Raw genomic sequence first — 24,326 nt, 5'->3', positions numbered from 1 at the left:
CATTACCTTTGCATAACTTATCAAGAAAGGTGGAGGGATTGGCCCTGTGAAACCTTAGCAACCAGATGACTTATAATCTAAGGTGCTAAATCCAACCTATTAGAGGGAAAGATGAGTAAAAGTATTTCACTTTAATCTGTTGGTTTCTTGAAAGTTTTATGAAAATTAAAAATGAAAAGAAACAAATTTTTACTTGCTTCATTCGCATTTATTTGCGCAGCTACACTTTTCGCTCAAGAAGTTGAAAAGGAGGAAACAAACCTTAACGAAGTTATTTTAATTGGTGGTCGTACATCAGAAAGAACGGTGGTTAATTCGTCTGTTCCTGTCGATATTATTGATGTTGAGAAATTAAAAACGTCTTCTCCTCAATTGAGTGTGAATGATATTTTGAATGTGGTTATTCCTTCTTTTAATTCTGTTCGTCAATCATCTGCAGATGGAACGGAGCATATCGATCCTGTAACATTGCGTGGAATGGGACCAGATCAGGTTTTGGTTTTGATTAATGGAAAACGTCGTCACACAACTTCCTTAGTGAATTATCAAAATACAGTAGGAAATGGTTCTGTTGGAACAGATTTAGGCGCAATTCCGATTTCTGCAATTGATAAAATTGAAGTTTTACGTGATGGTGCGGCTGCGCAATATGGTTCTGATGCGATTTCGGGAGTTGTAAATATTGTTTTGAAATCTAAACCAGGTGGAGACGCTTCTTTGACGTATGGTCAGACCTCTCGAAATGATGGAGAAACGTATAATTTTAACGGAAGTTATGCAACGAAATTAGGACAATCAGGCTCAATTGTTTTTTCGGCAGTTGTAAGTGAGCGTAAGAAAACAAATCGTTCAAAAGATCATAATTTAGATATTTTTGGAGATAATTTTGCATACGATTTTGCAGATGATCCAGATGCAGCAAGAGCTGCAGATGACGCTAAAATTGCTTCTTTAGGACTTACGAGAAAAGATTTTAGATTTCAAATTGGAGATGCGGCAATCAAAAATCAACAATTTTTTATAAATGCTGAAACGGCGATTAATGATCGATTAGATTTTTATTCATTTGGAGGCGTTTCGTTGCGCCAAGGTAATGGATTTGGTTTTAGAAGATTACCAAGCGAATTGTCGGAAGATGCGTTAAAAATTTATCCAAATGGTTTTCAAGCAACGTTAAAATCTAATATAAATGATTATTCAAATTCGACAGGATTGCGTTATTCATATGATGGATGGAAAGTTGACTTGAGCAATACTTTTGGTTTAAATTCATTCAAATATGATTTAGAAAATTCAATTAATCAATCTTTGGGCTTAAATTCTCCAACCGATTTTTACGCAGGGAAACATCAATTTTTGCAAAATACAGTCAATTTAGATTTTTCAAAACGAATCAACCAAAATGTTAGTTTAGCGTTTGGTGGAGAATATCGTTTTGAACAATATAAAATAGAAGCTGGAGATGAAGCTTCTTACGCAGGTTCTGGATCTGAATCTTTTGTAGGATTTTCTCAATTAAATGCTGTAAAAGGTGATCGTCACTCAGTTGCGGTTTATGTAGATGGAGAATTGAAATTTGGAGATTTTATGGCTGATTTAGCTGGACGATTTGAAAATTACTCAGATTTTGGAAGTACAGTCAACGGAAAATTAGCGATGCGATATGAATACGCAAAAGGATATTCGGTTCGTGGAGCGATTTCGACAGGATTTAGAGCACCTTCTTTACAACAAAAATATTTCAGTAATTCGTATACCGATTTATTCTTGAATGATAATGGAGATCAAGTTTTGGTTACAAAAGGAATTATCCAAAATGAGTCTGAATTGTCGAGAGAAATTGGTTTGGATAAATTGAAAGAAGAAAAATCAATCAATGCAAGTTTAGGTTTAACATTTCGTCCGACTTCAAAATTATTCATCACATTGGATGGATATTTTATAAAAGTTGATGACCGAATTGTCTTAACTTCTGATATCACAGATCCTGCTTTAGAAAAATATAATGTAGCGACAGCGCGTATTTTTACGAATGCAATTGATACAGAAACCAAAGGTTTGGATTTAGTGATTTCCTATGATACACGTTTAGGTCGAGGAAAATTGAATGCAAGTTTATCAGGAAATATCAATGAAACAAAGATTGTCGGTTATCATTTTCCAACAGCTTTAACAATTCCAACGGAAGAATTTTTTGGCCCTGATCAAGTCAATATTATCGAATCATTAAGTCCAAAAACAAAAGCAACTTTAGGATTGAATTATGCAATTTCTGGATTCAATTTTATGGTGCGTAACACGTATTTCGGAAAAGTGACAAAAGATGGATATCCTTGGGGAAGTATCCAAGAACACACGGGAAAAGTGGTGACGGATGCTTCAATTGGTTATGATATTACAAAGAATTTCAACTTTACAATTGGTGCAAATAATTTGTTTGATGTTTTCCCAGACAAGCAAGTTTACGAGAATTCTTATTATGGAGTTTTTCCGTATGCGCCAGTTCAAATGGGGATGACAGGAGCGTATTATTTTGCGCGTGCAAGTTTTAAATTTTAATCAATAATAAAATATTCTAAGTGTCAATTTTAATGTAAATTCAAACATTCAATTGACACTTTTTTTGTGTATGGCACATTCAAAAATTGGTTGGAAAACCGCAACAGCTTTAGTGATTTCGAATATGATCGGAACAGGTGTTTTTACCAGTTTGGGTTATCAAATTTCTGATTTAAAAAATACAACTTCTATCTTATTATTGTGGGCAATAGGAGGATTGTTAGCGTTGATTGGCGCATTTATTTATTCGGAGTTAGCTTCAAAATTTAAACAATCAGGAGGAGATTATATTTACTTATCTCGCACATTTCATCCTGTTTTTGGTTATTTATCAAGTTGGATTTCTTTATTCGTTGGTTTCTCAGCGCCGATTTCTTTAGCGGCCTTGGCAATGGGGAAATACTTGAATGTTTTCGGGTTTGATTTAGGAAAAGAATTTGCAATAGCCATGATTTTGATAGTCGCAGTTTTTCAATCATTCAGTCTAAATTTGAGTAGTAAATTTCAGAATATTTTTACTATTCTAAAAGTTGTATTTATTGTTGTTTTAATTGCTTTAGGTTTTTATTTTGCTTCAGCAATTGAGCCAAATGCGGTAGTTTTTGATACGACTTGGAAAAATGAATTGTTACTTCCAGCATTTGCGACTTCTTTGGTTTATGTCACTTTCGCATATACAGGTTGGAATTCGGCTTCATATATCGTAGAAGAAATTGAACAACTAAAACGAAACTTACCAAAAGCATTATTTATAGGCGTTATTTTTGTAACGATTTCTTATGTTTTGCTAAATTATGTTTTCTTAAAACATGCATCATCAGTAGCTTTGGCTGGACAAGAAAATGTGGCGAATATTTCGTTCGGCAATATACTTGGAAATAATGTGAAATGGGTGAGTTGTTTTATTGCTTTGCAATTGATTGCGACGATTAGCGGTTATTTATGGATTGGTTCTCGCTTGACGCAAGCCACAGCGCGCGAAAATAAATTGTGGAATTTTATGGCGAAAGAGAACAAAAATAGAATTCCGGTTCGTGCAATTTGGGTGCATTCAGCAATTAGTATTTTGCTTATTTTTTCAGGAGATTTTGAAGTAATTTTTACCTATACATCGTTTGTTTTACAAATTTTAGCAACATTAGCAGTTTGTACAGCGTTCTTTATCAAACAAGATCAATTAACCATTATCAAAAGTAAATTCTTTTATGTTTTACCTGCGATATTTTTAGCATTTAGTTTATACATCTGTTATTTCGTTTTGATGCAAAAACCAAAAGAAAGTTTATTTGGTTTAGGTATTATTGCATTAGGAATTGTATTATTCTATTTTGATAAAAGAATTGAGAAAGAGAATTAATCACAAAACCCACTCAAATTTGAGTGGGTTTTTATTTTTTAATCTTTTATTCCGTTAAAAATATATTGTAAAATAGGGTTGATTTCTGGATTTTCAAGATGTTTTTTGAAAATTTTGGTATGATATTTTGGTTTATTAATCATTTTACGCTCAACTAATTCGTCAATTGTATCAATGTATTCAACTGAAGTTTTTCCAATCAATAAATTATCCAAAGAACGTCCTTGATCAACATAATTCAAAATCGTTTTCAAACCTTTCAAGTAAAGTGCATCTTTTGTAAAACCACCACCACGATAAACGCGAGTTGTCAGATAAAATGCATCTTCTGGTTTCATTTTGTATTCTTCCATCAAAACCATAAACGTTTCATTGAACGATTTTCCGCTTGTTAACATATGAACTGCCATAACGCGTAAACCAAGTTCTCTTAGTCGGCTATGATTAATAGAATCAGAATAATATTCACTTAAAATCGCTAAACCTTCTTGCGTTAATGTATTTACAGGTAAACCAATACTAAAGATTTTTAATGGTTGATCCAACGCGTTCATCGTTGTCACCATGTGAACTCCAATTTCGTGCTCAATTAAACCATTTGTAAAACGTTTATCAAACTTAACGCCACGTTTAATCACAACTTTTCTCTTGCTATTGATTACAAGTGCTTTTGATGCGATATCATCCGAAACTTCGATGTCAAATTTGAAACCATAATCATTCGTAGCATTTCTAAAAAGATTAACCACTTCTTCCTCTGTATAATTTCCTTGTTTATCCATTCTAAATTCAGGACAATAAAGGATAAAGTTCGCATTTTCGATATCTTTTTTAGATGGTTCGCCAAAATAACGCAACGAATTGTATAAAAATTTATCCGTACCAAGATTGGCTAATAAATCGACCTTATCAAAATAAGCGTTAATCGTGTTAACATACATATTTTGAATACTAATATCATTGATTTTTTCGACTTTAATATTCGATAATTTTCGTTTAAATTCAAATGGATCAATGTTAAGCGGATTGTACTTAAATTGTGGTTCGTATGTATATTTTGAAGCTAAGAATTTCTTCTTTTCAAATTCTAAATTAATCGGATTGATAACACTTAACAATTCAAAATTCTGAACCAATTGATACAATTGTTTATCAATTTTAACCAAGTCAGATTCTAATTCATTGTGCAAAATATTTACTTGCTTAGAACCTACTTTGTACGTCGTTTCTGTTTTTACAAACTCATAAGCATGGTTAAGAATTGCCGATTTGAAACCTTCTTTTATTTGGTTAATAATCTCCGGAAAAGATTCTCCAGTTAATTCATCACAATAAATTTTCGAAACTTCTGTCGCTAAAACCAACGTATTTTTGAATCGATTTGTAACAAATTCTAACAAATATCCTCGTCCATAAAATACATCGTTAATCGCCGAATAATTGTGAATATTTTCTAACTCAATATTTGCCAATTCATCGCGCCAACTTTCTACATAATTTCCGTAACGTTCGTTATCAACTCGTTCCGCACCAATGTTGAACACAGGAACCGGACGATCCCAGCGTTTCCAATTGTACGAATGAATATCATAAACCAAGCATGACTTAAATTTAGTTTCAAGCTTGTTGATTAAAGCTTCTAAAACTTCATAAAAAGCGTGATGTTTTGCAATACTTTTTTGTTTTTGAGAAACCGACAAAGGCTCTTTCCAAACCTGTTTTCCCCAAGCTTCTTCGTACACAGCAGTTTCTGGACCACGATTTAGATCGTATTCAAATCGAGAATCACAACCTTGAATTAAGATTGGAAAAGTTTCTACAAACTCAGCAGTATGCGGATCTTCCTCGTACCAACGTTCATAATTGCTTAATAAACATTTTTCGCGAATATCTTCGCGCATTTGTCCACCATCATGAATGGCAGCACAAACGTAAGGAATGTATTCGTCGATTTTTATTTTGAATGATTCGTCTTCTGCATAAGCTTCAAATACAATTTCGTTCTCAATATTCTCTAAAATTTGCTGTATACTTATGGATTTCATGCTTTAAATTCTTTATATTTCTCCAATAACATCGACACGATTTGTTTCTGAATTTTGTTGTTATTGTTTACATTATTGTGAGGAACAATTCCTCCAGGACTTACTACATTTAGCTCAACCATTTTTCCGTTAATCAAATCGATACCACAAAAATAAATTCCATCTTCATTTAATTGTTTTCCTATTTTACGGCATAAATCTAACTCATGTTCACTCATATCATGTCTAATCGCAGAACCACCAGCCGAAATATTAGAACGGTGGTCACCTTCTGCAGGAACACGCATAATTGCACCAATCGGTTCACCATTAATCACAATGGCGCGAACATCACCTTTTTCTGCACCTTCTATATAATTTTGACAAATAATAGGCTGAGAATATCCGGTATGATTGATATAAAAATCGCAAATCGAGCTTAAGTTACCAATATTTTTTCGTTCGAAAAGTATAACACCTTTACCACCCATTCCGTCTAAAGGTTTGATGATAAATTTCTCGAAATTATTTTCTTCTACAAACGATTTTATCAAATCAATATCTTTTGTAATAAGTGTTTGAGGAACAATTGTTTCTAGACCATCATCAAAAGATGCGGCGTATATTTTATTATTTGCTTTACGTAATCCCGAAATTTTATTCACGAAGAAAACTTTATCTTCGATTAATTCTAACATATTCAACAAAAGCGGATCAATTGGTGGATCGGCTCTCATAAAAATTATGTCAAATTCGGTCAAATCTTTTATACTACTTTCAAATTTCATGGTGTGATAAAATTCAACACAATCATTTGTTTCTGTAGTTATCATCTTTTTGCAGTTTCCTACAACTTTGCCTTTGGCAATAGAGATATCTTTTTTTGTTAAATAGGATACTTCAAATCCACGATCTACGCATTCTTTAATAATTCGCATAGTGGTGTCTTTTCCTGGTTCAACCTTGTCCCAAGGATACATTACGAAGCATATTTTCATATAAATAAAAAGGGTATTAAAATCAATGCAATAATAACTAAAAGTTTGATACAAAAAATGATCTATAAAAAATTATAGAATATTTATTTTTATTCTATGAAAGATATTGATTTCTAATGATTAATAAAAGAAAATGGTGATTGATTTTTCAATTTCAATCACCATTTGGTTGGTAAACTATAAACTATTTATTTCTTAAACGATCAATTGTTTCTTGAACTTTAGGATCATCAGCTTTCACACTGTAATAATCTGCAATTTTTCCATTTTGATCAAGAACCAAATATCTTGGTATCCAATTTAAATCAATCCCTGTGCCAAAATTGCCTTTCCAGTTGTTTCCTAAGTAAAAGTGTTGACCTTCAATCTGATATTTTTTAATACCATTTTTCCAAGCTTCCTCATTCTTGTCCATTGAAAGGTAAACAAAGGTTACGTCAGGATTTTTTTCGTGCAAAGATTTCAAAGCTGGCATGTTTTTGATACAATCTCCACACCAAGTTGCCCATAAATCCAACAAGACAATTTTTCCTTTATAGTTCGAAAAAACTTTTTCGATGGTTGCCGAATTTCCTTCTAAATCAACTACGCTATCTTGCAAAGCTGTTGCGGGAAATTCAGTTTTCATTACTGACGGAATTTTTTGCGAAAATGCATTAATTCCGACAAATAATATTAAAACGCTAATTATTTTTCTCATGATAATTTTTTATCGATTTCATGTATTTACAAAATCTATACCAATTCAGTAGACTTTAAAGCAAAGGTAAATATTTATTTCTAATCATTGCAAAAAGATGTAATTTTGTTTCATGCAAAAATATCTGATTATTGGGCTTGGTAATATTGGTGCTCAATACGAAAATACTCGTCATAATATTGGTTTCAAGGTTGTTGAAGAAGTTGCTAAAAAAGTTGATGCTAAATTTTCACCATCAAATTTTGGTGAAGTAGCACAGTTTAAATATAAAGCGCGTCCAGTTACGTTGTTAAAACCAAATACATACATGAATTTGAGTGGGGATGCGGTTCGTTTTTGGATGAAAAAAGAAAATATTTCGCTAGAAAATATTTTTGTCATTACAGATGATTTGAACTTGCCTTTCGGAACAATTCGTATGCGTGGAAAAGGTAGCGATGGAGGACACAATGGTTTGAAGGATATTCAGAATAAAGTTGGCGGACAAAATTATGCGCGATTACGCTTTGGTGTAGGAAACGAGTTTTCGGAAGGAAAACAAGTGGATTATGTGTTAGGCGATTGGTCGGCAGAAGAAAATGAAAAAATGAATGAACGATTAAATTTGGCTGCTGATGCAGTTTTGTCGTTTATTTTTCAAGGATTAGGTAATACAATGAATCAATATAATGGTAAATAAAATTTTAGGAGTTGCAATGATTGCAGGAACACTTTTTTTAGGTTCTTGTGCAAGCAATTCGTCAAGTTTAGAAGGAAAAGAAGCGAAAATAGAAGAAATAACTTCGACATTAGATAATGTAAATGAAATTAATTTCAAGAGTAAAAAGAATGTTTTGTTAGACGTTCGTACACCTAAAGAGTTTGCTGAAGGTCATGTTCCTGGAGCGGTAAATATAGACGTGAAAAATCCAAATTTCGAAGAAGAAATTCAGAAATTAGATACAAAAAAGAATTATTTCATTTATTGCAAATCTGGTGTTAGAGCAAAATTAGCAACAGAAAAAATGCAAGAAAAAGGTTTCAAAAATGCGAAGAATTTCAAAGATGGAATGTCAACGTACAAAGGAACTGTAACAAAATAATGGAAGGATTTCGTCCCGAAATATTAAAAGAAATTGTCACAACTAAAATGCCTTTCGGTAAATACGAAGGGCGATTGTTGTGCGATTTACCTGTTTCTTATTTGGAATGGTTTGTTGGTAAAGGTGGTTTTCCGAAAGGGAAATTAGGAATTCTTTTATCCACTGTTTACGAAATAAAACTAAATGGTTTAGAAGATATTATCTACGAATTGAAACGTCAATTTGGTTAAACTTCCCATTCATAAAAATTTGCATCATCACGCAATTGAAATCCAGCACTTGGATATAATGAATTTCCAATATCATTCGTAACACTTGTTTCTAACAACATTGCACAAGCATCTGTTTTGCGACACAGATTTTTTGCTTCTTCTATCAATTCTCTTGAAAAACCTTGTCCGCGAAATTCTGGTGAAACAAATAAATCATTCAAAATCCAGAAACGTTTCATTCGAGTAGATGAAAATGAAGGAAATAATTGTACGAAACCAACTGCTTTTTCGTCTTTATTATAGGCTAAAAAGATAACCGATTCGTCATTTACAATTCTTGCTTCTAGAAATTTTTCCGCTGCTTTTACATCAGATTCCTTATCATAAAATTGACGATACGCATCAAATAAATGAACTAATTCTTCTAAATTATTTATAGTAGCTTGTTTTGTCATGGTGTTGAATTAAATTATTGTTGGAGTCAAAAATTATTGCATTTATTTTGAAGACTTTTTTATTTCCAAAATCAAAAATATAGAAGTAAGATCCCATCTCAGCACTAATAAAAGAATCTTGTAAAGATTGCAAATATTCAATATTCCCATTTAAATAATTTTCTAATATGAAGTCAAATTCTTTGAAATTTGTTAATTCAATATTAGAAGTTTCAAATTTTTTTCGATTATATTTTTCTGTTTTAATGTATGTTTTTTCTTTTGTTGAATAATTATAGGTAAGACTTTTAAATCCATTTACCTTTTTTTTAACTACATTATTATAAAATGAACGAATATAAATTATATTTTGATATTTACTTGATGCGTTTTTTTCAAATGAATTTGTATTGAGTTTATAAAAATTATAATATAATTTATCTTGAGTTTGACAAGATGATAAAAATATGAGTAATAAAATCGAAATGAATTTAGACATATAGTTTTATACCAAATTACTAAAATTAATCCAAATCATAATCTTCAAATTTCCAAATTAAAATCATCCATACAAATTACTTCCATCCAAATATTCCCAAACTTTTGGAGGTAACATAGGTTTTATATTTTTTTCATCTTTTATTGCATTTCGAATAAATGTAGAAGAAATTTCCATCAAAGGCGCTTCAACCATTTCTACATTATCCAAATTTTCTTTTTGCGAATAACCAGGACGCGGATAAACATACAATTGATAATCGCGCATTAAAATCTCAGCGTTTTTCCATTTCGAAATTCCATCCAAATTATCAGAACCCATAATCAACGCAAAGTCATGCTCAGGAAATTTTTCGTTCAGATGAATTAAGGTATCAATCGTGTAAGAAGGTTTCGGTAACGTAAATTCGATGTTAGAAGCACGAAGATTAGGATAATCTTTAATCGCTAATTCTACCATTTCTAATCGATCATATTCATTTGCTAAAGAACTTTTTTTCTTCAATGGATTTTGAGGCGAAACCACAAACCAAACCTGATCTAAATCGGTGAATTGTTGAAAATGATTGGCAATAATTAAATGTCCGACATGAATAGGATTGAATGATCCAAAATATAAACCGACCTTCATAAAATTGATTTTTTAGAAAAACAAAAATACGATAATTGTAGAATAAAAAAATCCAGCCGGAGCTGGATTATATGTTTAGAATTTTACTAATTCTTTATATAGTTTGTGCGTTGGAAGTCCCATTACATTGAAATAACTTCCATTCATATTCTCCACACCAATGTAACCAATCCATTCCTGAACTCCATAAGCGCCCGCTTTATCGAAAGGTTTGTAATTATCAATGTAGAAATAAATTTCTTCATCTGTTAAATCTGCGAAAGTAACTTGCGTTTCGTCTGAAAAAGTAACTTCTTTTTCTAAAGAACGAATTGTAACTGATGTATAAACAGAATGTGTTTTTCCGCTTAATTTTTTAATCATTTCGTACGCTTCTTCTCTATTCGAAGCTTTTTCTAACGAATCATCATCCACCCAAACAGTTGTATCCGACGTAATAATCAAATCATTTGGTTGAATATCTGTATAAGCTTTTGCTTTTTTAGCGGAAAGATATTCGGTGATTTGTTCTTTCTTGAATTCGTTGCGATCAAATGTTTCGTCAATATCCAATGAAATTGTCGAAAATTGCAATCCTAATCCAGCTAAAAGTTCTTTTCTTCTTGGCGATTGTGATGCCAAAATGATATTGGTATCTTTTAGTTTTTCTGTTAATAACATTTCAAATTCTTTTATACAGAAGCAATTTCTTCTGCATTATACCACTTGTTTTGAACTTTCAAAATTTGTTCTAATAAATCGCGAACGCAACCTTTCCCTCCATTTTCTGGCGAAATATATTCTGAAGCTTTGCGTACATCCATACAAGCATCGTTAGGACAAGCTGATAATCCAACTAAATTCATCACAGCTAAATCTGGATAATCATCGCCCATATAAGCAATTTCATCAGGATCTAATCCATAAGAAAAAAGTAAATCTTCGAAAGCTTCTACTTTATCACGTTTGTTTACATAAATATCAGTTAAGCCTAAATATTTTAAACGATTTACAACAGCTTCATCTCTTCCGCCTGTAATCACCGCAATACGAATTCCTTGTTTGATGGCTAATTGCATCGCATAACCATCACGTGTATTCATTGTTCTCACCATTTCGCCAGTTGGTAATAAAATTAAATTTCCATCTGTCAAAACTCCATCTACATCTAAAATAACGGTTTTAATGTTATTTAGTTTTTCTTTATAACTTATCATTTTTCGTAAACTCGTTTGATTGAATCTGTCAATATTTGGTAAATCTGTAATAATCTCGAATCATCTTGTAAGGCCTCTAAATGACGATCAATAATGACTTGATCTCCACGTTTTGCTGGACCAGTTTGCGCATCTTTAGGACTCATTTCGATCACTTTATTTGCTGTTTCTTGTATAAGAGGCAACAAAACATCGAACGGAACATTGTTTTGTTCACAAATATTTCCAGCGATATAATATAAATGATTGACAAAATTATTTGCCCAAACACCTGTCATATGAACTTGCATTCTACTTGCAAAATTTAGTTTGTGAACTTCGTTTGAAATACGATTTCCTAATTCATTCAATTTTTTCAAATCTTCAGGATTTTCTGCTTCGATGAAAAATGGAATATTATCATAACGCATTGTTCTTTCTTTCGAAAAAGTTTGCAATGGATAAAAAACGCCTTTTCGGTAATCGCCTTTCAGAACAGACATAGGAGACGATCCAGAAGTATGAACAACCAAAACATCATCATACGGAATATAATGAGAGAATTCTTCGATTCCAGAATCGGCACTTGCAATAATATAAATGTCTGCTTTTTCTATTTCAGAAATTTTATCAGTATACGAAATTCTATTTGCTTCTCCGATTTCTCTAGCATGTTCTAATGTTCTATTGAAAATTTGTCGAACATTGCAAGTGTTTTCGATTAATGCACGAGTTAAGTGAAACGCAACATTTCCTGCACCTAATATGACAATTGAACTCAATGTTTTAGCAATTTTTTGATTAATATTAATTGAATGATAAATGTAAGTTTTTCAGCCGAGGAAAAAAATTTTAAAAAAAAATTAAAAATTCTTGTAACATTTTTGAAGTTGTTGCGTCTTATTAATAAAATCATCCAACAATTGGGTTTACCTATTATGTAAAACATAGTACTTTAAAATTTAAAAAAAAGTTTAAAAATTTTGTAACAAAACATTTTTTAAAACGTCTAATTAGGAAAAAGTACGGACAACTCTTACTATGTATTATGTAAAACATAGTACTGTTAAAAAATATTAACTATGAAATTAAACAAATTTACTTTAGCTATTCTTTTCTCCGTTTGCTCTATTTACGGATTCTCGCAGGAACAACATCCTGTGAAAGGAAAGATTGAAAATGCAAAAAATGAAGCGGTTGGTATGGCTGCGATTCAGATTTATAAAGCAGATTCAAAAGAATTATTCGATGAAGTGTATGCGAACGCAGACGGAACATTCGAGATTCCAGATTTAGAAGACGGAAGTTATCGTTTGGTGATTACAGAATTTGGTTATCAACAATCTGTAACAACTGCAGAAGTAAAAGGAGGTGAGTTAAATTTAGGTAACATCATTTTAGAAACTGCTAAAACTGAAACTGTAGAATTGAAAGGTGCTTTCGTTCGTGCAGAAGTTTCTCAATATCGTAACGAAATAGACAAACGTGTTGTAGAAGTAGGAAATGATTTAATTTCTTCTGGAGCGGATGCTGCTGCGGTTTTGAATAACATTCCGTCTGTAAATGTTGATCAACAAACAGGAGAATTATCGTTACGTGGAAATGAAAATGTGAAAATTTATATTGATGGAAAGCCTTCATCTTTATCAGCATCGCAAGTATTGAAGCAAATTCCTTCGAATCAAATTCAGCGTGTAGAAATTATTACTAATCCTTCTGCAAAATATGAGGCGGACGGAAAATCTGGAATCATCAATATAGTGATGGTAAAAGGAAAGAAAAAAGGATACAATGTTGCATTGAGTACAGGTTATGAGCAAGGGAAGAAAAGTCGTTTCAATAATTCGTTAACAGCAAATGTAAATACAGGTTCTTTCAATTTTTTCGGAAATTATAGTTACAATAAACGTCCAAGTGAATTTCATGGCTCTTTAAATAATTTTGACACAAATTTCAAAAGTGCAATTGATATTTTAAACAATGACGAAAGCCAAGCAGGTAAAATTGGTTTCGATTGGTTCATCAACGACAAAACAGCTTTGACGATTTATACAAATCAATGGTTTGGAAAAGGAAATGGATTAATTGGATCGGATATGGTGAATACCAAAACACAAGAGTTTTATCCCAATAATTCGAATTTTGATGGAGATTGGAGAAGTCAAGATTATAGTTTGAATTTCAAACGTGATTTTGATAAAGCAGATCACAACATTGTTTTGGACGCATTTTTCTCTAGAGCTAAAAGTGTAGATTTACGAAACATGCATAATTTTTATCCAGATGAAGTAAAATATTATGAAGATCGTGATGATAGAACAAATAACATTCGTGTTAATTTAGATTATACGAATCAAATCAAAGATGGTGGAAAAATAGAGGCTGGATTACAATTTAGAAGAGAAGATAACGATAATATTTTATTAACAGACCGAAGAATAATTGTAAAAGGTGAAACATACAATCCAAGTACAGATTTTAATTTTACACGAGATTTCTTTTCTGCATATGTAAATTATGGTCAAAAATTTGGGAAATTTGGAATGCAGTTAGGCTTACGTGCAGAACAGTTTAGAGACAAAGGAGATTTCGTTGTTAATGTAAATGAAGAAGGAAAAATTGAACAAGATAAATTAGATTTCTTTCCATCAGCTTTCTTAACATATGATGTTACCGAAAAAGGACAAGTGTCATTAAATTATAGCCGTAGAATTGATCGCCCAGGAATTGGGCAATTATCTCCAGTGCCAGAATGGTCGACACCAATGATGTCAAGTATCGGAAATCCAGCATTAAGACCAGAATATACAGATAATTTCGAAGTTGGATATTTACAACGAATTGGTAAAAATTCTATTTCTGCGAATGTGTTTTACAGACATATTAAAGACAATATTTTTAGAAATGTTTTACGAAACGAAGAAGTTTATGGAGCATATATTCAGAATTATCTAAACTATGATAAAGTAGATGCATATGGTTTTGAATTAGCATTTAATCTTGTGCCAACAAAATGGTGGTCATCTAATATCAGTGGAGATTATACACATAACACAATGGTTGTTCAACAAGAGAAAGAAGAAAATGGGGTTAAAGTTCCATACTTTGTCGAGATTGATGCAAATCGTTTAACAGCTCGTATGAATAATACATTCAAAGTTTCGAAAGCTATCAGTTTACAACATTTCTTTATGTATCAAGGGAAATACAAATTTATCCAAGGAGAAATGCGCGATATGTGGCGTATGGATTTAGGAGCGCGTTACACATTTATGGGAGGAAAAGCAAGTTTGAGTGCACGTGTAAGTGATATTTTCAGAACATTTTATGGACGTTTAGAAATGTATAATCCAGATAGAGCAACAGGAAAATTCCGTTGGGAAGCACATACAATGAACATCGGATTTACGTATAATTTCGGTGGAAAAGTACGAAATCGTGCAGAAGCTCAACAAAACAAATCTGAGCAATCAGGAGGAGTTGGTTTCTAATTAATAAAATGTATTCTTCATTTATTTAAATATTCTTAAAACGAAAAAGAGTTCCAATATTTTTTGGAACTCTTTTTTTTTGAATTAATATTTTATTTTTTATTGAACTTCTTTCTTGAATAATTTATTCAACGTTACAGCAATTGCACCGTCTCCAGTTACATTTCCTGCTGTTCCAAAACTATCCATTGCGATATAAAGTGCAATCATCAAAGCTTGATTTTCTGCATTAAATCCTAACATAGAAGCAATAATACCAATTGCTGCCATAATCGCTCCACCAGGAACTCCAGGAGCTGCAACCATTGCAATTCCAAGCATCATGATAAATCCTAAAAATTGAACAAAATCAATTTCCATTCCTTGGATTAACATCAATGCTAAACAACAACAAACGATTTTTAACATCGAACCAGATAAATGAATTGTCGCACACAACGGCACAGCGAAATTAGCAATTTCGTCACGAACACCAATTTTCTTTACTTGCGCAATTGTTATAGGTATTGTTGCAGCAGAAGATTGTGTTCCTAATGCTGTGAAATAAGCTGGTAACATCAATTTCATCATGGTAAATGGATTTTTTTTTGTAATAATTCCAGCAATTGTAAATTGAAGCACTAATAAGAAAACATGAAGCACGAAAATTACACCAATTATTTTAAGGAATACGTTCATAATTGTTACAACTTGTCCTGAATATGACATGTTCAAGAAGATTCCGAAAATGAAAATTGGTAATAATGGAATGATTAAATTTTGAATTAAATACGTAATAATTTCTTCGAAATCATCTGCAAATTTTCCAAAAGTCGAATCTTTTAATCGTGATAATCCAATTCCGAAAAGAAATGAAAATACCAAAGCTGGCATTACATCAAATAACGGAGGAAACTCTATCGAAAAGTATGGTGTAAATTCTTTGGCTTTTTCTGCTAAATTAATTTGCCCAGTTTGATGTTCTAATAATTGTGGAAAAATAGACATACTCGCTGAGTAGCCTAGTAATCCTGAAAAAATGGTTGATCCGTAAGCAATTAAAACGGTTGCTAATAATAATTTTCCGGCTGTTTGTCCTAATCTTCCAATTGATGGAACGATTAATCCAACAATGATTAATGGGATTAAAAAGTTAAGTAATTCGCTAAAAAAATCATTGAAAGTCATAAAAATACGACCAACAGCTTCTGGGATAATTCCACCGAGTACAATTCCGAGTACAATGGCTAGAATAACTTTTACGAGTAAATTGTCTTTAAGTTTGTGCATAGTCAAATTTAGAAAAAATCCGTTCAATTCAAGGTTTTAATTCTAAATGTTGATAAAAAGAAAAAAGCGATACTAAAATTTAGCATCGCTTTTTGGTATATAATTTTTGATAAAATTATTTTTTAGGTAAACGTACAATTCGGCTCGCATCGTTCGTATAAGCTTTACTTCCGCTTATTTTTTTGTAAGCAAATTTTGACGCCAAACGTGTGTTTTCTGTCGTAATATTGTTGGTAACATCACCTTTATTATTCATTCTGTCCACAATATCATACGTTACATCGTAACCTAATTGCTCGTAACGCGTCGGAAATTCACAATAAACTTCTTTGAAATCTTTGATCACACTTTGCACTTCCGTATCTCTTGTATTGATTAAACGCGCAGTACTAAACACAAAACCAAATTCGCGGAATGCATCGATATTTTTTGCATTATCTGCGTTATAAACATCATAAACCGAAACCGATTTTATTCCGTAAGCTTTGATATTGTCTTTGTTAAATGTTTTTAATTTTTCTAAATATTGTTTTCCCAAATTATCATCATCACCAACTAAAACCGTAATAATTGGCGTATAATAATCTTCACCGTTAACTTTATCGTGTGGTTGAACAATTTTTGCAACACTATCTACAATGACAACATTTGCTTTCAACTGTTTTTCTAATTGTTTTTTCGTATAACTTGCTAACTCTTGATCGTCACGATTTGTTAATAAATAAACTTGTTCTCCAGCAAAGTTTTTCCCAATTTCTTCGATGATTTGATCTGCAATTACTTCATCTTTTGGATTAGAAATCAATAAATCATTGAAAGAATTTAACGAATCGTCATTTGCATAAGGCGAAATCACAGCGATACCAGAATTACTGAAGAAGTTGGCAACTTCTGTAATATCAGACGTGTTCAACGGGCCGATAACAGCATCCGTTTTACTAAAATCTGTTGTTGATAAAATATCTTGCAAGTTTCCGTTTTTCGTATCGATCACTTTCACATTTACATTTTTACCTTTTTTCGCCAAATGAGTCAACGCTAATTTAGCTCCAGTAAAAAATTGCATTGCTTGCGAATTTTTTAATTGCGGATTATTTGCAACATCAAAAGGTAGCATAATAGCAACATTAATTTCATTGTCATTAGCACGTTTCAACTTTCCTGCAGTTCCGTATTTGATGATTTTAGCATTTTTTTGCAATGGAATTTTAAGTGTCATTCCAGCTTTTAAACCATTGATTAAATCAGGATTTAAACGCAATAACTCATCTAAATTCGTGTTGTATTTTTCTAAAATTCCGTAAGCCGAATCTCCATTCTGAACAACATAGTTGATCGTGTTTTCTTCGATTACAACAGAACCAGATTTTTTAGGAATCGTTATCACCATTCCTTCTTTTACACCTGTTTGTAAAGCTGGATTTTCTGCATATAAATCGTCAACACTTACATTATACTGTTTTGCTAAAGTGTATAAAGTTTCTCCTTTTTTGATTAAATGCGTTCCTTTTGGAACAGAAAAAACTTTATTTGTCACATCTTTTGGAAGCTTGATTACGTCACCAATTTCTAAACCTCTTTCTTTGATTTGAGGGTTTAATGAGTTCAATGTTTCTTCCGAAATTTTATATTTTTTTGTCAAATTGTAAACCGTTTCTTTCGGCTCAATTGTAATATATTGATAATTATCGTCCGAAATTTTTACGTTTGACGTAGTCGTTTGTGTATTGGTTTCAGTTGGTTTGGTTGTCGTAGTTCCTTTACCTGGAATCACAATCAAATCACCTGGATGAATCCCATTTTTTTCAATTTTAGGATTGGCTTTATACAATTCTTCTTGCGAAACACCATATTGCTTCGAAATTCCGTAAACGGTTTCTTTTGCTTGAACTGTATGCGTTTTTTGTTGAGCATAAAGTGCTGATGCACCAACAAATAACAATAAAGCTAATATTTTTTTCATTTAGATGAATTTTCGTGGTCAAATATACAAATTATGTTTTGTTTAGAGTTCCTCTTTCAATGTATTTATGATGAACTCAAATTCAAAAGGTCGAAGACTATCTTCAATAAAATCAATGAAATACTGAATATTAATGTAATCAAAATCAGCAAAATTTTTCACACGTTCTTGCAAACCATTTTGTTGAGAAAGATCATTTAATAATTGCTCGATTCTCTTCAATAAATCTTCATTTTTTTTCACTTCTGCATGCACCAAACGTTGTTTTATTTTCTCAAAACCTTTCAATTGTTTTGTACGCTGCGCTTGTATCATATCGGCAAAAGAAGATTCTGTTAACGAACTCAAATGTTCCAAACGTTCAAAAATGCTTTTTAATTCTTCTTCCAATTCAGGAAGTTTTGGAGCAATTTCTGATGAATTTATCGAACGTTTTTTTGTGATTGCTAAACTATTCGAAAATAAATCTTCGTTTGATAGATCTAATTTTTGTTGTTTTTCGTATTGTTTTTCAGTTCGGATTAACAATGAATTTCTCAAAACTAAAAGTGGAAAATCAACTTCAAATTGATTGAACATTTCTTTCAGTTGTAACCAATAAGCCATTTCGCCACCGCCGCCAACATAGGCAACATTTGGTAAAATTGTTTCTTGGTACAATGGTCTCAAAATCACATTTGGGCTAAATTTATCTGGATTTTGATGTAAATCGGCAATAATTTCTTCTTTCGAAAATTTGATTGAAGTGTTATTGACAAAATACGTTCCATTTTGTTCAACAATACGTTCGCGCGAATTATTTTGATTGATATAAAACAAATTTATCTCACGAGGATTCACTTGAATAGAATACCCCAATTGTTCTAATTTCTCATTTTGAGGTATTACTTTTTTGAACGATATTGACTGAATTAATTCTTCTTCAAAAGTTGGAATCATCAATTTTTTCAATTCTTTATCATCTCCATCAATCATCAACAATCCAAGATCTTTGAATAATAAATGAACCAATTTTCGTGTTGCGTCTGTCAAATTATCATTCGATAAATAAGATGCTTCAATCAAATTTTGCAATTCAGTTTTCTTTTTTCCATTTGGAATTAATGACAAAAATGAATCAAAAACTTTTTGTAAACCGTTTGTTGATAAACGACCAACTGGTCCACCAAATTCTTTTTCCCAATGAATAATTCGATCTCCAAATTTGAAATGATTAATTTCTTCGAAATCGTGATCTTCTGTCGCCATCCAAAACATCGGAACAAAATTGATTTCACTTTGTTCATTATTCAATTCTTCGCATGCTTTGATAACTTGCAAAATTTTATAAAAAAAGAAAATTGGACCTGTAAATAAATTTAATTGATGTCCAGTCGTAATTGTTACTGTATTCTTTTCTCTTAATTTTTGTAGATTATTTTGTTGCTTTTCCGATAAATCTAAATGACCTAATTGTTTCGAAATTTGTTCAACAAGAATTGCTCTATTTTTATAATGTCCAAGCTTATTTTTCGCTTGTTTTATATAGTTTTCTTTGGTTGGAAATAGGTTGTAGAAGTTTTTCAAATCCTCGTCTTGATTGATATAATTTAGCATCAATTTTGAAAAATAATTTGAATCCTTAAGTGATATTGTTTCCATTTAATTTTTATTAATCGTTTGATGTACATCCATTGCTCTGTCTGTTGCAAAAATGTCGACACCATCTTTTTCTAAATCGCGGTAAAGTTGTCCATTTCTCGCCGAAACACTTTTGTCTAAGTTTCCTAACGTCCCAAAAATGACCAAAATATCCTTGTCATGAATTTTGTTTAAAAATGATTTGTCATTGCGTCGAGTTCCTGTAAAGGCAACCATTTTGTCAGTCGGAATTCCGCTGTTCATCATTTCATTAAATTCGCCTTCGTTTCGCATCGAAACAGACAATAGCATATCTGGCGCAAGTTGATGCAACTTTTTCGCTTGACCAACTGTATACGTCACCAAAACAACCTGTTTTTGCATGTTTACATGTTCTATTGTCTTCACAATATCACGATAATCAACACCTTTTTTGATGTCAACCATAAAATAAATCGGTTTACTTTTCCCCCAATTTAGCGCTTCTGCAAAAGTCGGAATTTTGTATGACGTTTGTTGTCCAAAATCATCTACCAAAAAGTATTCCTTAATGGTTTTTAAGTCAACTTGATTGACATCTTGTCGCCCTGTGCTTGTTCGTTGCAACGAATTATCGTGCATTAAAATAAGTTGATTATCCTTTGTTTCGGCAACATCAATCTCAAAAATTTGTATTCCTTTTTGATAAAGATGTTCAAAAGTTTCGACACAATTTTCGGGAAAACCATGTATTCCACTTCCTCCACGATGCGCGCTGACAAAATTTTTGTTTTTGGTCGAATATTTGAAGGATATTTCTTCGGATGAAGTATTTTGATGTGTTTTGGATTGATTTTTCTTCGGATTACAACTAAAAATAGTCAGTAAACTGAACATTAAAATTCTGAAATAATATCGTTTAAAATAGCTGAAATTCATATTTTTAAATAAAAAATTAAATTAATTCATTCTAAAATTACGAATGAAGCTGTAAATTTAAACTGAAAATAATCAACAAAATAAATTATTATGGGACTTAGAACTTTTTTGAAAAGAATTTTAGGAAAAACGGAAACCGCGATTGATGTTGCGGGAGATAAATTTGACGATGTTTCGGCAACTGTGAAAAAAGCAGGAACATTGATTGCAGATGATGCATCGGATTTTGCGCGTAAAACAATCAATAATATAAAAGATGCTTCTGGTGATCTGAAAGAACAATCGAAAGAAGCCGCTAGAGATTTTAAAGAAAGATCGAAGCAAGATTATAACGAAGTAAAAGATATTGCGGAAAAGCAAATGAAAGAAACAAGTGCTTTTGTGAAAGAGAAAGTTTCGGATTTGAAAGAAACTTTTAAAGAAGAAAAAACAGAATTGGAAGAAAAAGCTGATGAGTTAAAAACAAAAGCCGAAAATAAATTAGACGAAGCTTCTGAAGATATTAAAAAAGAGACAAACGATTAAAAAGTCTTTATTTATCAAGTTTTATTACAATTTATAAATGTTAAATTTAACATTAGTTATTGATTATTATAAAATTGGTTTAATTTTTGATTCAATAATTTTTCCTCGAAATAATTAAAATGACTGAATACAAAGATCTCGAGCCCTCTACAAACCCTAAACATAAAAATGAATTCGTAAAGAATATTATTATTGCTGTTTTAGCAGTATCCTTGTTATTAGCTATTGGGTATATTGTATATTCTAAAGAAGCAAATGCAAAATCTTCGATAGAAATGCAAAGTGATATCAATGATTTGGAACGATCTAGAGAAATTCTGAAACAAGAATTACGTATAATTAGATCAGATTTTGATGATGCTAAAACTCGTGTTGTAAAAAAAGATTCTTCTTTAAGTTATCAAGATCGATTGATTTTGGAGAAACAAAAAGAGATTCAATCAATCTTAAATAAAGAAGGAATTACAAGTGGAGAATTGCAACGTGCTAAACGTTTGATAACCTCTTTACAAGCAGATATTAAAGTTTATAAAGAAGAAATTGTTCGCTTGAAAGACGAAAATAAAAAGCTGACAAACAAGAATACAGAGTTAACTTCGGAAAATTCTCATTTGAATGAGCAGAAAAAAACTGTTGAATCAAATTTGAGTACTGAAAAAGAAAATCATCAGAATTTAATCAAAGAAACAAATTCTACTTTATCGATTTCAAATTATACGATTAAAGGTTTGCGAGTAAAATCAAGCGGAAAAGAAGTGGAAACAACGCGAGCAAGAAGAATTGATAAGGTTAGAGTATCCTTTGATTTGGATAAAAACTTGAATGCGACTTCAGAAACCAAAGAATTGTATGTATCTATTTATAAACCAAGCGGCGAGATAGGAAAATTTAAAGGGGCTGATGCTGGTGAAACAACTTTACGTTCTGGATCTTCTGTAGAATATTCTGATCGTGTAAAAGTTAATTACAATAATATGTCTGGTTCAAGAGTTAATTTTGACTGGGTTGATTATGATTTTCCAAAAGGTGAATATAAAATTGATATTTACCAAAATGGATACAAAGTTGGTCAAAATGTGATTACACTTCGATAAAGATTAAAATTATAAATACATAAAAAAAACTCTTCAAGATTCTTGAAGAGTTTTTTTTATTAACAATATTTTTCTCCGTTTTTCTGTAATTTTAAATCGCTCACATAAGTTTTTATAAACTGTACATTGCTTCGAGGACAAATGAGTAATCCTTTCTCCGAATTAATAACCACATAACTGTCTAATCCATCAATAATAATAGCTTTATCTTGCGTAGAATAAATAAAATTATTTTTGGCGTTGTAACCAGAAAAATGTTTACATAATAATGTATTGTGATTTTCGTCCTGATCTTCACCTGTATATTTATACTTTTCGTTGATTGCAGACCAAGTTCCAATATCACTCCAGCCAAAAGTTGTTGGAATGACATAAACATTATCCGCTTGTTCTAAAATTCCTTTGTTGATAGAAGTTACGTCTAACGTTGTGTAAATAGGTTTTAAAGTTTCTGTATTTTGTAAAGAACGATCAAGATCAAAATATTTTTTTAAAGTTTCTTTCATCGAAGGTAAATGTTGTTGAAAAGCTTTTACAATACTATCTACAGACCAAACAAGGATTCCTGTATTCCAAATAAATTCACCACTCGTTATAAAAGATTCAGCAAATTCTAAATCAGGTTTATCGATATAAGATTTTACTTTTTTTATAGGTGTTGTATTTTCGATGAACTGAATATAACTGTAATTAACATCTGGACGCGTTGGAGCTACTCCCAAAGTAATCAATCGATCGTTGTCAGCATCCTCGAAAGCAAGATTTACTTTTTCTACAAATTCATCTTCATCAAAAATAAAATGATCTGAAGGAGAAATAATCAATTTTGCATTTGGATTAACTTGTTGGATTGTCATTGCGGCCAATAAATTACAAGCTGCGGTATTCATGACTCTTGGTTCGATGATAAAATTTTTATCCTCAAAATCTGGTAATTGTTCTTTTACAATCTCTTTATAATCTTGAATAGTTACAATGAAAATATTTTCTTGCGGAACGATTTTTTTAAGGCGATTATACGTTAATTGAATAAAAGTTTTTCCTATTCCTAATAAATCATGAAATTGTTTTGGTTTCTTAATTGTACTCAAAGGCCATAATCTCACTCCTGTACCACTGGCAAGGATAACAGCGTAGTTATCTTTATTATTCATGATTGTCTTTTAAAGTTTATTTACAGTTGCAGTTGCGTTTATCAAATATTTTTTCTTGGTTTTCAACTCTAAACAAAGATACCTTAATTTTCGTTTAGATTCTTTTTTAAAGATTCTTTTTCCAATCGAAAATATTGTGCCATCCTCCAAATCTTCAAGATAAATTTGAGCAGGATTTTTATCATCTATAATATATTTTGAGATATTAATATCCGCTCCTAAACTTGCCTTTGGATGTTTGGCATGATGAAGAATATACGGTTGCAATTCTTCGGGATAAATGTGAAGAGATTCTAATAATAAATGCCCAAAAATGGTTTTCCATTCTTTTCCATGCGGATTTATTTTACGAGAATCAAACTGAACAAAAGTTTTGAGATGCGCCACTTCATGTGTAAAAACAAAAAAGAAAGCATACTGATTTAAGTCGCCATTCACTGTAATTTGATGACGATTATTTTCGACTAATTTGCGATAATCTCCCAATTTAGTTTCACGTCTTCTTGTAATTTTTAACGTTATAAAATGATTTTCTAACCACTTTTTTACATACAAGTCTGCATTATGAGGGAGATAAGAAGTTAAATGTTCTAAATTCACATTGTGCAAGATAAATAAAAAG

At 31.4% G+C, this 24,326-nt stretch carries 23 protein-coding genes and 1 riboswitch; of the genes, 8 read left to right on the top strand and 15 right to left on the bottom strand.

Annotated elements, in window-relative coordinates; translation table 11 throughout:
• The first annotated feature begins 14 nt into the window (after positions 1-14).
• A riboswitch (SAM riboswitch) is annotated at positions 15-118 on the top strand.
• A 53-nt stretch (positions 119-171) separates the two neighbouring features.
• Together B3I31_RS01045 and B3I31_RS01040 are read left to right on the top strand one after the other, a co-directional pair.
• Positions 172-2,559 (top strand): TonB-dependent receptor plug domain-containing protein, encoded by a 2,388-nt coding sequence (locus B3I31_RS01045; RefSeq protein ID WP_291060490.1) that lies wholly within the window; start codon positions 172-174, stop codon positions 2,557-2,559.
• Between the two features lie 70 nt (positions 2,560-2,629).
• Positions 2,630-3,916 (top strand): APC family permease, encoded by a 1,287-nt coding sequence (locus B3I31_RS01040; protein WP_291071894.1) that lies wholly within the window; start codon positions 2,630-2,632, stop codon positions 3,914-3,916.
• 38 nt (positions 3,917-3,954) lie between these two features.
• Here the strand turns inward: B3I31_RS01040 and B3I31_RS01035 are convergent, their stop codons facing one another.
• The 3 genes from B3I31_RS01035 to B3I31_RS01025 all read right to left on the bottom strand — a co-directional run bounded on the left by B3I31_RS01035 (position 3,955) and on the right by B3I31_RS01025 (position 7,638).
• The gene (locus B3I31_RS01035; protein WP_221855628.1) at positions 3,955-5,961 is read right to left on the bottom strand and encodes a flavohemoglobin expression-modulating QEGLA motif protein; all 2,007 of its coding nucleotides are present in this window, start codon (positions 5,959-5,961) and stop codon (positions 3,955-3,957) included.
• Complete coding sequence (gshB, locus tag B3I31_RS01030; protein WP_291060495.1) at positions 5,958-6,938, bottom strand: glutathione synthase; 981 nt, start codon at positions 6,936-6,938, stop codon at positions 5,958-5,960. The genes B3I31_RS01035 and gshB overlap by 4 nt, the downstream gene beginning before the upstream one ends.
• Before the next feature lie 184 nt (positions 6,939-7,122).
• The gene (locus B3I31_RS01025) at positions 7,123-7,638 is read right to left on the bottom strand and encodes a TlpA family protein disulfide reductase (RefSeq protein WP_221855624.1); all 516 of its coding nucleotides are present in this window, start codon (positions 7,636-7,638) and stop codon (positions 7,123-7,125) included.
• A 112-nt stretch (positions 7,639-7,750) separates the two neighbouring features.
• Here B3I31_RS01025 and pth point away from each other — a divergent pair, with 112 nt between their 5' ends.
• The 3 genes from pth to B3I31_RS01010 are packed head-to-tail and all read left to right on the top strand — an operon-like array spanning position 7,751 to position 8,950.
• A complete protein-coding gene (gene pth / locus B3I31_RS01020) occupies positions 7,751-8,317 on the top strand; it encodes an aminoacyl-tRNA hydrolase (protein WP_038336392.1) in 567 nt (188 codons plus the stop codon).
• Positions 8,307-8,720, top strand: a complete 414-nt coding sequence (locus tag B3I31_RS01015; RefSeq protein ID WP_291053088.1) for a rhodanese-like domain-containing protein — start codon at positions 8,307-8,309, stop codon at positions 8,718-8,720. Before pth ends, B3I31_RS01015 begins: the two co-directional genes overlap by 11 nt.
• Positions 8,720-8,950 carry a DUF3820 family protein gene (locus tag B3I31_RS01010; RefSeq protein ID WP_038336390.1) on the top strand — a complete coding sequence of 77 codons (231 nt, stop codon included), beginning with the start codon at positions 8,720-8,722 and terminating at the stop codon, positions 8,948-8,950. Before B3I31_RS01015 ends, B3I31_RS01010 begins: the two co-directional genes overlap by 1 nt.
• Here the strand turns inward: B3I31_RS01010 and B3I31_RS01005 are convergent.
• The 6 genes from B3I31_RS01005 to B3I31_RS00980 all read right to left on the bottom strand — a co-directional run bounded on the left by B3I31_RS01005 (position 8,947) and on the right by B3I31_RS00980 (position 12,452).
• Positions 8,947-9,387 carry a GNAT family N-acetyltransferase gene (locus B3I31_RS01005; protein WP_286495147.1) on the bottom strand — a complete coding sequence of 147 codons (441 nt, stop codon included), beginning with the start codon at positions 9,385-9,387 and terminating at the stop codon, positions 8,947-8,949. The two genes, B3I31_RS01010 and B3I31_RS01005, sit on opposite strands and share 4 nt — an antisense overlap.
• Positions 9,362-9,865, bottom strand: a complete 504-nt coding sequence (locus B3I31_RS01000; RefSeq protein WP_291077323.1) for a hypothetical protein — start codon at positions 9,863-9,865, stop codon at positions 9,362-9,364. Before B3I31_RS01000 ends, B3I31_RS01005 begins: the two co-directional genes overlap by 26 nt.
• Positions 9,866-9,928: 63 nt before the next feature.
• Positions 9,929-10,495 carry a nicotinate (nicotinamide) nucleotide adenylyltransferase gene (nadD, locus tag B3I31_RS00995; protein WP_286495146.1) on the bottom strand — a complete coding sequence of 189 codons (567 nt, stop codon included), beginning with the start codon at positions 10,493-10,495 and terminating at the stop codon, positions 9,929-9,931.
• A gap of 75 nt (positions 10,496-10,570) precedes the next feature.
• On the bottom strand, positions 10,571-11,155 hold the full coding sequence (locus B3I31_RS00990; RefSeq protein ID WP_038336384.1) for a Maf family nucleotide pyrophosphatase: 585 nt from the start codon (positions 11,153-11,155) through the stop codon (positions 10,571-10,573).
• 11 nt (positions 11,156-11,166) lie between these two features.
• Positions 11,167-11,691, bottom strand: coding sequence for a KdsC family phosphatase (locus B3I31_RS00985; RefSeq protein ID WP_114998734.1), 525 nt, complete (start codon positions 11,689-11,691; stop codon positions 11,167-11,169).
• Positions 11,688-12,452: a Rossmann-like and DUF2520 domain-containing protein gene (locus B3I31_RS00980; protein ID WP_114998736.1), complete on the bottom strand. Its 765-nt coding sequence runs from the start codon at positions 12,450-12,452 to the stop codon at positions 11,688-11,690. Before B3I31_RS00980 ends, B3I31_RS00985 begins: the two co-directional genes overlap by 4 nt.
• Before the next feature lie 300 nt (positions 12,453-12,752).
• Between B3I31_RS00980 and B3I31_RS00975 the strand changes: the two genes are divergently transcribed.
• Positions 12,753-15,161 carry a TonB-dependent receptor gene (locus B3I31_RS00975; protein WP_280049370.1) on the top strand — a complete coding sequence of 803 codons (2,409 nt, stop codon included), beginning with the start codon at positions 12,753-12,755 and terminating at the stop codon, positions 15,159-15,161.
• A gap of 99 nt (positions 15,162-15,260) precedes the next feature.
• Here B3I31_RS00975 and B3I31_RS00970 read toward each other — a convergent pair whose 3' ends face one another.
• The 4 genes from B3I31_RS00970 to B3I31_RS00955 form a co-directional block, all read right to left on the bottom strand.
• A complete protein-coding gene (locus B3I31_RS00970; RefSeq protein ID WP_286495141.1) occupies positions 15,261-16,430 on the bottom strand; it encodes a dicarboxylate/amino acid:cation symporter in 1,170 nt (389 codons plus the stop codon).
• 115 nt (positions 16,431-16,545) lie between these two features.
• Positions 16,546-18,393 (bottom strand): LysM peptidoglycan-binding domain-containing protein, encoded by a 1,848-nt coding sequence (locus B3I31_RS00965; protein ID WP_114998740.1) that lies wholly within the window; start codon positions 18,391-18,393, stop codon positions 16,546-16,548.
• A 42-nt stretch (positions 18,394-18,435) separates the two neighbouring features.
• Complete coding sequence (gene bshC, locus B3I31_RS00960) at positions 18,436-20,034, bottom strand: bacillithiol biosynthesis cysteine-adding enzyme BshC (RefSeq protein ID WP_114998742.1); 1,599 nt, start codon at positions 20,032-20,034, stop codon at positions 18,436-18,438.
• Positions 20,035-20,889, bottom strand: coding sequence for a glycerophosphodiester phosphodiesterase family protein (locus tag B3I31_RS00955; RefSeq protein ID WP_291060499.1), 855 nt, complete (start codon positions 20,887-20,889; stop codon positions 20,035-20,037).
• Between the two features lie 132 nt (positions 20,890-21,021).
• Between B3I31_RS00955 and B3I31_RS00950 the strand changes: the two genes are divergently transcribed.
• Both B3I31_RS00950 and B3I31_RS00945 read left to right on the top strand, forming a co-directional pair.
• Entirely contained in the window at positions 21,022-21,456 is a 435-nt protein-coding gene (locus tag B3I31_RS00950) for a hypothetical protein (RefSeq protein ID WP_038336372.1), read from the top strand.
• A 119-nt stretch (positions 21,457-21,575) separates the two neighbouring features.
• The gene (locus tag B3I31_RS00945; protein WP_280035376.1) at positions 21,576-22,550 is read left to right on the top strand and encodes a hypothetical protein; all 975 of its coding nucleotides are present in this window, start codon (positions 21,576-21,578) and stop codon (positions 22,548-22,550) included.
• A 59-nt stretch (positions 22,551-22,609) separates the two neighbouring features.
• Here B3I31_RS00945 and B3I31_RS00940 read toward each other — a convergent pair whose 3' ends face one another.
• Positions 22,610-23,704, bottom strand: coding sequence for a mannose-1-phosphate guanylyltransferase (locus B3I31_RS00940; RefSeq protein WP_286495130.1), 1,095 nt, complete (start codon positions 23,702-23,704; stop codon positions 22,610-22,612).
• Positions 23,705-23,713: 9 nt separating this feature from the next.
• A complete protein-coding gene (locus B3I31_RS00935) occupies positions 23,714-24,304 on the bottom strand; it encodes a SprT-like domain-containing protein (RefSeq protein ID WP_180905771.1) in 591 nt (196 codons plus the stop codon).
• Between the last annotated feature and the right edge of the window lie 22 nt (positions 24,305-24,326).

The organism is Empedobacter sp. UBA3475, from assembly GCF_002378465.1.
In the GTDB taxonomy this organism is placed as follows: Bacteria; Bacteroidota; Bacteroidia; order Flavobacteriales; family Weeksellaceae; genus Empedobacter; species Empedobacter falsenii_B.
Note: the sequence above shows the minus strand (reverse complement) of the source record. Positions and strands in the feature narration are given on the sequence as shown.